Raw genomic sequence first — 8,902 nt, 5'->3', positions numbered from 1 at the left:
GGGGGGTGGGGGGGGGGGGCCGGCGGGCCCCCCCCCCGGCGAGCGCAGCGGCCCCCATAACGCAGAACCCCCGGCAGTGCCGGGGGTCCTGGGTGGATCGTTTACCAGTTGCCGGCGCCCGGCACGTGGTGGTCGCGTGCGCGGCGGCGCATCAGCAGGTTCAGCCATTCCACCAGCACCGAGAAGCCCATCGCGGCGTAGATGTAGGGCTTGGGCACGTGCACGTCCAGGCCGTCCAGGATCAGCACCGCACCGATCAGCAGGATGAAGGCCAGGGCCAGCATCTTCACCGTCGGGTTGGCATCGATGAAGCGGCCCAGCGGGTTGGCGGCCAGCAGCATCACCAGCACCGACAGCAGGATGGCGGCGACCATCACCGGGATGTGGTCGGCGATGCCGACGGCGGTGATCACCGAGTCCAGCGAGAACACGATGTCGATGACCGCGATCTGCGCGATGACGTAGCCGAACACGGCCGAGGCCTTGGTGGTGCTGGGGTCTTCATCCTCGCCACCGGTGATCAGCTCCTTGATCTCCATGAAGCCCTTGATGATCAGGAACAGGCCACCGACGATCAGCACCAGGTCGCGGATGGAGATACCCATGCCGGCCACGGTGAACAGGTTCGCCGCCATGTGCGCCAGGTAGGCCAGCGATACCAGCAGGCCGATGCGGGTGATGCAGGCCACGGCGATGCCGAGCTTGCGCGCGAACGGGCGGCGCTCTTCCGGCAGCTTGCTGACGGCGATGGAGATGAACACCAGGTTGTCGATGCCGAGCACGATTTCCAGGGCGCTGAGGGTAAACAGGGTTACCCAGGCGTTGGGGTCGGCGAGAAACTCAAAGGACATGGAAACTCTTCAGGACAGTGGGGGAATGGGGGTTCAGGCGTACGTGCCGGCCAGCAGGTGGGGCACCACGACCAGTGCCCAGCACAGCAGCACGTTCATCATCAGCACGAACACCGCTGCCGAGCCCATGTCCTTGGCGCGGCCAGCCAGCTCGTGGATCTCGGCGCCGTAGCGCTCGATCACCGCTTCGATGGCCGAGTTGGCCAGTTCCATCGCCAGCACCAGCAGCATCGAGCCGATCATCAGCGCGCGCTCGACCGGGGTCTGACCCAGCCACAGCGCCAGCGGGGCCAGCACGACCAGCAGGTAGACCTCCAGCCGGAACGAGGACTCGTGCAGCCACGCGGCGCGCAGGCCCTGCCAGGACCAGCGGGCGGCCTGGAAGATGCGGCGCGGGCCGCGGGGCATGTGGCCGAACTGATCAGCCACGGGGGAAGTATCCAGCAACAGGGGCGCGGCGCAGCGACCGCTCAGACGCACGGCAGGCAATCATGGGTGCACAGGAATGGGCAGACAGCCCCCATTTTGCCACAAGGGCGGCAGCGGCACCCCGCAGCGGCCGGCCAACGACCCGCCATGGGCAAGCGCAGCACGGCGGCGAACTCCTATGATGGGTGTCCCCTGCCCTTGCTGGAGCCGCTGATGACACTCGCCCGTACCTGTCTGCTGTCGCTTGGATTGCTGACCCTGGCCCCGCTGGCCCAGGCGTTGAGCCCGCCGGCCGCACCGCGCGTGCCCGACCAGGTGTCCAACGTGGCCTGGGAAGGCGACATGGCCAGCTTCCTCAAGGCCGACCAGGGCAACCCGCCGCCGCGCGGGGGCATCGAGTTCATCGGCAGCTCCTCGATCCGCTTCTGGGAGAGCCTGGCCCAGGACTTCCCGGGCCAGCCGGTGTTCAACCGTGGCTTCGGCGGTTCGGAAGTGCGCGACAGCACCTGGTATGCCGACCAGATCGTGGTGCCCTATGCGCCGTGCAAGGTGTTCTTCTACGCCGGCGACAACGACCTCAACAGCGGCCGCAGCGCCACCCAGGTGCGCGATGACGTGGTGGCCTTCGTGCAGCGCGTGCACCGCGACCTGCCGAAGACCAAGGTGGAATACCTGTCGATCAAGCCCAGCCCGTCGCGCGCGCATCTGCTGCCGGCGATCAACCAGGCCAACGCGATGATCAAGGCCGCCCTGGCCAAGCTGCCCAACGCCGGCTACACCGACATCTACACCCCGATGCTGGGCGCCGATGGCCAGCCGGACCCGAAGCTGTTCCGCGAGGACATGCTGCACATGACCCCGGCCGGCTATGCGATCTGGACCAAGGCCGTGGCGCCGAAGGTCAAGTGCGATTGAGCAAACCGCCCTTGTAGAGTCGAGCCGTGCTCGACTACGTGGCGATCCAGCATTGGGTCAGAGCCCGTTGCGTTGCAACGGGATCCGACCCCGGTCAGCGGAAAATGACGGTGGCTTCGGTGCCCTTGCCCGGCTCGCTGGCGAGGCTGACCTTCCAGCCGAAGCGGTCGCACAGCCGGCGCACGATCGACAGGCCCAGGCCGGTGCCCTGCGGGCGATCCGGCTCGGCGCGGTAGAACGGCTCGAACGCGCGGGCCAGCGCCTCGGCCGACATGCCGATGCCGGTATCACGCACCACCACCCGGTCAGACTCGACCTGCACGTCGATGCGGCCTTCGTCGGTGTAGTTGCAGGCGTTGCGCACCAGGTTGCTGACCACCACCTGCAGCACCCGCGGCGGCGCATGCAGCTGCACCGGGCCGGCGCTGTGCAGGTGCACCGCCACCGGGCGGTTGCCCAGCAGTTCGTTGGCGTTGTCCACCTCGTAGCGGACGATGTCGTTGACATCGAACAGCTCGATCTGCGGCTCGATGTCGGCCTCGCGGGCCAGGATCAGGAACGCGTCGATCACCGCCTCCATGTCCCGCCCGGCGCGCTGGATGCGCTGCAGGCTGCGGCGCAGGCGCGGTTCCAGGGTCTCATCGCCCAGCGCCATGTCGCTGGCCACGCGGATCACGGTCAACGGCGTGCGCAGTTCGTGGCTGGCATCGCGGGTGAAGTTGCGCTCGCGGGCGACGTGGTCGGTGACCCGGTTGGCCAGTGAATGCAGCGCCGCCGCCAGCTGGCGGGTCTCGCCCTGCATATCGGCCGGCAGCTTGTCCGGCTCCAGGTCCGCCGCCTCGGGGTGGCCCGGGTCCCAGCGCGACACGCGCCGCGCCAGCCAGTTCACCGGCGACACCAGGCGCTTGGACGCGCGGTAGGTCACCCAGCTGGCGCCGTAGACGGCCAACAGGGTCAGCAGCACCGGCACGATGCCGAACCAGAACGCCAGCATTTCCGCGCGCGAGCGCAGGAACACCAGGTACAGGCGGCCCTGCGGGCGGGCATCGACCAGCACCAGCTGGTCATCGCCGGGCAGTTCGTGGAAACCGGCTTCCAGCGTGCGCAGGTTGGCCGGCAGCGACAGGCTGGAGCGCCCGCGCTCGAGCAGGTAACCGCGGATGTTCTGGGTATTGGGCGGCGGCTGCGCGGGCGAGGCCTCGTGCAGCGTCCAGTAGTAGGCGGCCTCTTCGCGCAGGGCGGCGCCCACCAGGCTGTGCTTGATCACCAGCGAGACCAGCCAGGCGCCCAGCAGGATACCTACGCTGGCCAGCACTGCCTGCAGGATGAAAGCGATACGGATCTTGCGCGGCAGGCCGTGCGGCATTGCGGGGTCCCGGTTGAAGCGCTGCGATTATAGGCAGCGCGCCGTGCCGGCGACGTGCACGGTGGATGACCACCCCTGCGGCCGACGGCCCGTCCCCTGCCCCGCGACCCGGCCGAAGCCGGGGCGGGCCTGTTCCTGTACCGGCACTGCTCAGGCCATGGGCTGGGCGATGTCGGCGATGCGGTAACCGGCGCTCTGCACGGTGTGCAGCAGCGGACGGTCAAACGGCTTGTCGATGATCTTGCGCAGGTTGTACAGATGGCTGCGCAGGGTGTCCGAATCCGGCAGCCCGTTGCCCCAGATCTCGCGTTCGATTTCCTGGCGGGTGACCACGCGGGGCGATTCCCGCATCAGGATGGTCAGCAGGCGCAGGCCGATCGGCGAAAGCTGCAGTTCGGTACCGGCGCGGGTGGCCCGCATGCTGACCGGATCGAGCACGAGGTCGGCGACCTTGAGCACTTCCGAACCGACCTGGCGACGTTCGCGGCGGATCAGCGCGCGCAGGCGGGCTTCCAGTTCCTGGATGGCGAACGGCTTGGTCAGGTAGTCATCGGCACCAAACCCCAGGCCGGTGAGCTTGTCGTCCAGCGTGTCGCGCGCGGTCAGCATCAGCACCGGCGTCGACTTGCGGGCATCGTTGCGCAGGCGGCGGCACACTTCAATGCCATCCAGGCGCGGCAGCATCAGGTCCAGCACGACCACGTCGTAGCTGTTTTCAGCGGCCAGACGGTAGCCGTCCAGGCCATCCTGCGCATAGTCCACCTCGAAGCCACGGCCTTCCAGGTATTCGCCGATCATCTCGGAGATGTTGCGGTTGTCCTCGACCACCAGCACCAAGCCGGAAGTCTCCTTCGTCTGACGCATGTGAGTACCTCTTTCTTCAGCTTTGTGAAACATGCCCGATCGACGGTGGACGCGATGTGAAGTTCCGTCAAGACGCCGAAAAAAGTTTCACAGCAGCGGTTTGAGCAGCGGCCAGACGTTGTCCAGCACCTTCGGCTGGGCCTGCGCGGTGGGGTGCAGGCCGTCGGCCTGCATCAGCCCGGGCTGCAGGGCCACGCCCTCCAGCAGGAACGGCAGCAGCGGCACCTTGTACGTGTCGGCCAGCGCGCGGTAGGCGGCCGCCAGGCGCTGGCGGTAGGCCGGGCCGTAGTTGGGCGGCACGTCGATGCCCAGCAGCAGCACCTTGGCGCCGGCGGCGCGGCTGGCCAGCAGCATCTTTTCCAGGTTGCCCTGCACCTGCGCCGGGGTCAGCCCGCGCAGGGCATCGTTGCCGCCCAGCGCGATGACCACGACGGTCGGCTTCTCCTTGGCCAGCAGGCCCGGCAGGCGGGTCAGCGCGCCGGCGGTGGTTTCCCCGCTCATGCTGGCGTTGACGATGCGGGGCGGGCTTTTCGACTGCTGCCTGACCCGCTTGTCCAGCAGGCTGACCCAGCCTGCGTCGGCCGGGATATTGTGGGCAGCACTGAGGCTGTCACCGAGCACCAGCACCGTGCCGGCCGGACCTTTGGCACACGCCAGCCCGGACCACAGCAGCAACCCTAGCAGCAGCACCATCATCGTGCCGGCTTGCCGGCTCCATCCTGTAATGCGCATTGGAGTCTCCTCATCGACAGCCTGTCCCCCCGCAGCGCGTCCGTCGCCATCGCCGTCGACCAGGTCGGCAAATCCGTGCATGGCCCGGAGGGTGAAGTCCACATACTGGACAACATCACCCTCACGGTACATGAAGGCACCAGCGTGGCGATTGTCGGGGCCTCCGGTTCCGGCAAGACCACCCTGCTCGGCCTGCTGGCCGGGCTGGACCTGCCCAGCCGCGGCGGCATCACCCTGGCCGGGCAGGCGCTGGGCGCACTGGACGAGGAAGCCCGGGCGCAGCTGCGCGCACGCGAAGTGGGCTTCGTGTTCCAGAGCTTCCACCTGCTGCCGGCGCTGACGGCGGCCGAAAACGTCGCACTGCCGCTGGAACTGGCCGGCCGCGAGGACCGCGCGCGGGTCGATGAGGTGCTGGCCCAGGTGGGCCTCTCGCACCGCGCCCGCCACTACCCGCGGCAGCTGTCCGGCGGCGAGCAGCAGCGCGTGGCCCTGGCCCGTGCCTTCGTCACCCGCCCGCGCATCCTGTTCGCCGATGAACCCACCGGGTCGCTGGACCAGGCCACCGGCCAGCACATCAGCGACCTGCTGTTCGAACTCAATGCCGGCAGCGGCACCACCCTGGTGCTGGTCACCCACGACCTGCGCCTGGCCCAGCGCTGCCAGTACATCCACCGCATCGACAACGGTCGCCTGCAGGCGGTCGAGTACGGGGCGCAGGCATGAACCTGCTGCGGCACGCCTGGCGCGCGCTGCGCCGCGAAGCCCTGGCCGGTGACCTGCTGACCGTGTTCGCCGCGCTGGTACTTGGCGTGGCGGTGATGACCGCCGTCGGCACGCTGGTGAACCGGGTCAACCTGGCCCTGACCGGCAGCGCGGCCGAGATGCTGGGCGGCGACCTCGGCGTGGCCGGGCGCAGCGATCCGCCTGCGGCCTTCGCCGAAGAAGCGCAGCGGCGTGGGCTGGCCTACACCCGCATCGCCGGCTTCGGCAGCGTGCTGTTCAACGGCGATGCCAGCCAGATGGCCAGCATCAAGGCGGTGCAGGCCGGCTACCCGCTGCGCGGCACGCTGCGGGTGCGGGCGACGCCGGGCGGCGCGCTGATCGCCGATGCCGGCATGCCGCCGCAGGGCCAGACCTATGCCGACCCGCGCCTGCTGCAGGCGCTGGGCCTGAAGGTCGGGGATGCGCTCGAGTTCGGTGCGGGCACGCTGCGCGTGGCCGGCATCATCGAGGCCGAGCCGGACAGCGGCGGCGACCTGCTGACGCTCTCCCCCACCCTGCTGGTCAACCGCGCCGACGTCGATGGCACCGGCCTGCTCGGGCCGGGCAGCCGCATCAACTACCGGCTGATGGTGGCCGGTGCACCCGACCAGGTGGCCGCGTACCGGCAGTGGCTGCTGCCGCAGGTGAAGGGCATGCGCCTGCTGAGCGTGGACGACACCCAGCGCGGCGTGCGCCAGGCGTTTGATCTGGCCGGCCGCTTCCTCGGCCTCAGCGCGCTGCTGGCGGTGCTGCTGGCCGGCGTGGCCACCGCGCTGGCGGCCAACCGCTTCGCCCTGCGCCGCATCGACCAGGTGGCGATCCTGCGCTGCATCGGTGCGCGCCAGCGCGACATCCTCACTGGCCTGGCGCTGCAGCTGCTGATGCTGGCGGTGCCGGCCTGCGCGCTCGGCATCGGCCTGGGCATGGCCGCGCAGGAAGGCCTGGTGCAGGTGCTGGGCAGCCTGGTGCCGCAGCGCCTGCCGCTGCCCGAGGCTACCCCCGCGCTGACCGGTGCGGGCATCGGCCTGCTGCTGCTGTTCGGTTTCGGCCTGCCGCCGCTGCTGCGCCTGCGCGGGGTGCCGCCGATGCGCGTGCTCAACCGCTCCTTCGCCGCCCTGCCGCCGGCCTCGCTGCTGGCCTACGTGGCTGCGCTGGCGGCCAGCCTGGTGCTGGCGGTGCAGGTCACCGGTGACCTGAAGCTGGCGCTGTGGGTACTGGGCGGCCTGGCCGCGCTGGCGCTGGCCGCCGGCGTGGTCGGCTTCGGCCTGCTGCAGCTGCTGCGCGGCCTGCAGCACCGCCTGCATGGCAACTGGCGGCTGGGCCTGGCCGCGCTGACCCGGCGGCGGCTGCTGGCGGTGATGCAGCTGGTGGGCCTGTCGCTGTCGCTGTGCGCGCTGCTGCTGCTGGCGGTGACCGGACCCGGCCTGCTGCAGCAATGGCGAGAGCGCCTGCCGGAGAACACGCCCAACTACTTCCTGATCAACATCCAGCCCGAGCAGCGCGACAGCGTGCTGGCCGCGCTGCAGGGGCTGGGCGCGGCCGATGCCAGCGTCGAACCGATGGCCACCGGCCGCCTGATCGCGATCAACGGCAAGCCGCCGCTGCGCGTGGACCGTACGCCGGAGCAGAACGGCCAGTCGCCGCAGGGCGAAGGCCAGCGCGACGACGATGACGAGAACCGGCCGTTGAACTTCAGCTGGCGCAGCACCTTCCCGCCGGCCAACACGCTGGTCAACGGCACGTTCTGGAAGGCCGACAGCACCGCGCCGGAGGCTTCGGTGGAGATCGGCTGGGCCAAGCGCTACGGCGTATACCCCGGTGATCGCATCACCATTGCCGTGGGCGAGCAGGAACGCGAGTTCACCGTCACCAGCGTGCGCAAGGCGGACTGGAACACCTTCCGCCCGAACTTCTTCGTGCTGCTCAACCCCAACGCGGTGGGCGATACGCCGCACAACCTGCTGTCGGCATTCCATCTGCCGGCGGGCAAGGCCGCGGGCCTGGGTGCGCTGGTGCGCGAACAGCCGAACCTGTCGCTGCTGGATGTCGATGCGGTGATCTCGCAGGTGCGCGAGGTGATGAACCGCGTCGCGCAGGCGGTGCAGTTGGTGATGGTCTTCAGCCTGCTGGCCGGCGTGCTGGTGCTGCTGGCCGCACTGCAGGCCACCGCCGGCGAGCGCCGCTACGACAGCGCGGTGCTGCGCACGCTGGGGGCCACCCGGCGCCAGCTGCGCGGTGCGGTGCTGGTGGAGTTCGGCGCGCTGGGTGCGCTGGCCGCGCTGCTGGCCGTGGGTGCGGCAGCCGGCATCGGCGTGGCGGTATCGCAGAAGGTGTTCGAGCTGCCGCTGCTGCCGCCATGGCCGGGCCTGCTGCTGGGCGGGCTGGTGGGCATCGGCCTGAGCCTGCTGGCCGGCTGGTGGGGCACGCGGGCGATCCTGCACACGCCGCCGGCGCTGGCCCTGCGCGAGGCCTGACGCGGCCGTGACACGCGATGGGTGGGGCCGGCGGTATGCTGCGCGCCCCACCCGATGAGATCGCCCGGATGCCCGGCACGTCGTTCGCCGCTTACCTGTACCCCGTGTTGCTGCTGCTCGGCAGCAACATCTTCATGACCTTCGCCTGGTACGGCCACCTCAAGTACAAGAGCGCGCCGCTGATGATGGTCATCATGGTGAGCTGGGGCATCGCCTTCTTCGAGTACTGCCTGCAGGTACCCGGCAACCGCCTGGGCAGCGCGGTGTACTCGGCGCCGCAGCTGAAGGGCATGCAGGAAGTGATCACCCTGGTGGTGTTCGCGGTGTTCTCCGCGTTCTACCTGGGCCAGCCGCTGAAGTGGAACCATTACGCCGCGTTCGGGTTGATCGTGCTGGCGGCGTTTTTGATGTTCAAGGAATAACGGCATCCACGCATGGCGTGGATCTACTGACGGATCACGGCATCCACGCGTGGCGTGGATCTACTGACGGATCACGGCATCCACGCG

At 69.4% G+C, this 8,902-nt stretch carries 9 protein-coding genes; 4 read left to right on the top strand and 5 right to left on the bottom strand.

All coding sequences use genetic code 11. The features are described 5' to 3' along the window. Window positions 1–101 precede the first annotated feature (101 nt). Window positions 102–851 (bottom strand): TerC family protein, encoded by a 750-nt coding sequence (locus tag IAE56_RS19695; RefSeq protein WP_108767789.1) that lies wholly within the window; start codon window positions 849–851, stop codon window positions 102–104. A gap of 33 nt (window positions 852–884) precedes the next feature. Then, on the bottom strand, window positions 885–1,280 hold the full coding sequence (locus tag IAE56_RS19690) for a diacylglycerol kinase (protein WP_108767788.1): 396 nt from the start codon (window positions 1,278–1,280) through the stop codon (window positions 885–887). Window positions 1,281–1,493: 213 nt separating this feature from the next. On the opposite strand from IAE56_RS19690, the gene IAE56_RS19685 reads away from it, so the two are divergent. After that, window positions 1,494–2,195 carry an SGNH/GDSL hydrolase family protein gene (locus tag IAE56_RS19685; RefSeq protein WP_200753695.1) on the top strand — a complete coding sequence of 234 codons (702 nt, stop codon included), beginning with the start codon at window positions 1,494–1,496 and terminating at the stop codon, window positions 2,193–2,195. Between the two features lie 94 nt (window positions 2,196–2,289). On the opposite strand, the gene IAE56_RS19680 is transcribed toward IAE56_RS19685, so the two are convergent. From IAE56_RS19680 to IAE56_RS19670, 3 genes are all read right to left on the bottom strand, one after another. Next, window positions 2,290–3,561 (bottom strand): HAMP domain-containing sensor histidine kinase, encoded by a 1,272-nt coding sequence (locus IAE56_RS19680; protein ID WP_200753694.1) that lies wholly within the window; start codon window positions 3,559–3,561, stop codon window positions 2,290–2,292. 150 nt (window positions 3,562–3,711) lie between these two features. Continuing rightward, the gene (locus tag IAE56_RS19675; RefSeq protein ID WP_002811889.1) at window positions 3,712–4,425 is read right to left on the bottom strand and encodes a response regulator transcription factor; all 714 of its coding nucleotides are present in this window, start codon (window positions 4,423–4,425) and stop codon (window positions 3,712–3,714) included. A gap of 87 nt (window positions 4,426–4,512) precedes the next feature. Further along, window positions 4,513–5,157: an arylesterase gene (locus IAE56_RS19670; RefSeq protein WP_200753693.1), complete on the bottom strand. Its 645-nt coding sequence runs from the start codon at window positions 5,155–5,157 to the stop codon at window positions 4,513–4,515. Window positions 5,158–5,232: 75 nt separating this feature from the next. On the opposite strand from IAE56_RS19670, the gene IAE56_RS19665 reads away from it, so the two are divergent. From IAE56_RS19665 to IAE56_RS19655, 3 genes are all read left to right on the top strand, one after another. Further along, window positions 5,233–5,880: an ATP-binding cassette domain-containing protein gene (locus tag IAE56_RS19665; RefSeq protein WP_108767784.1), complete on the top strand. Its 648-nt coding sequence runs from the start codon at window positions 5,233–5,235 to the stop codon at window positions 5,878–5,880. Continuing rightward, on the top strand, window positions 5,877–8,393 hold the full coding sequence (locus tag IAE56_RS19660) for an FtsX-like permease family protein (RefSeq protein WP_200753692.1): 2,517 nt from the start codon (window positions 5,877–5,879) through the stop codon (window positions 8,391–8,393). Before IAE56_RS19665 ends, IAE56_RS19660 begins: the two co-directional genes overlap by 4 nt. Before the next feature lie 68 nt (window positions 8,394–8,461). Beyond that, window positions 8,462–8,815, top strand: a complete 354-nt coding sequence (locus IAE56_RS19655) for a DMT family protein (protein WP_079220666.1) — start codon at window positions 8,462–8,464, stop codon at window positions 8,813–8,815. Window positions 8,816–8,902: the final 87 nt, after the last annotated feature.

Source organism: Stenotrophomonas sp. S41, from assembly GCF_016624625.1.
Lineage (GTDB): Bacteria > Pseudomonadota > Gammaproteobacteria > Xanthomonadales > Xanthomonadaceae > Stenotrophomonas.
This window is presented reverse-complemented; position numbering and strand designations above follow the sequence as displayed.

Bases quoted from the DNA above. Each gene is read 5' to 3' on its own strand.
- IAE56_RS19675 (WP_002811889.1), bottom strand. From the start codon at position 4,425: ATGCGTCAGACGAAGGAGACTTCCGGCTTGGTGCTGGTGGTCGAGGAC.
- IAE56_RS19660 (WP_200753692.1), top strand. From the start codon at position 5,877: ATGAACCTGCTGCGGCACGCCTGGCGCGCGCTGCGCCGCGAAGCCCTG.
- IAE56_RS19680 (WP_200753694.1), bottom strand. From the start codon at position 3,561: ATGCCGCACGGCCTGCCGCGCAAGATCCGTATCGCTTTCATCCTGCAG.
- IAE56_RS19670 (WP_200753693.1), bottom strand. From the start codon at position 5,157: ATGCGCATTACAGGATGGAGCCGGCAAGCCGGCACGATGATGGTGCTG.
- IAE56_RS19655 (WP_079220666.1), top strand. From the start codon at position 8,462: ATGCCCGGCACGTCGTTCGCCGCTTACCTGTACCCCGTGTTGCTGCTG.
- IAE56_RS19685 (WP_200753695.1), top strand. From the start codon at position 1,494: ATGACACTCGCCCGTACCTGTCTGCTGTCGCTTGGATTGCTGACCCTG.
- IAE56_RS19695 (WP_108767789.1), bottom strand. From the start codon at position 851: ATGTCCTTTGAGTTTCTCGCCGACCCCAACGCCTGGGTAACCCTGTTT.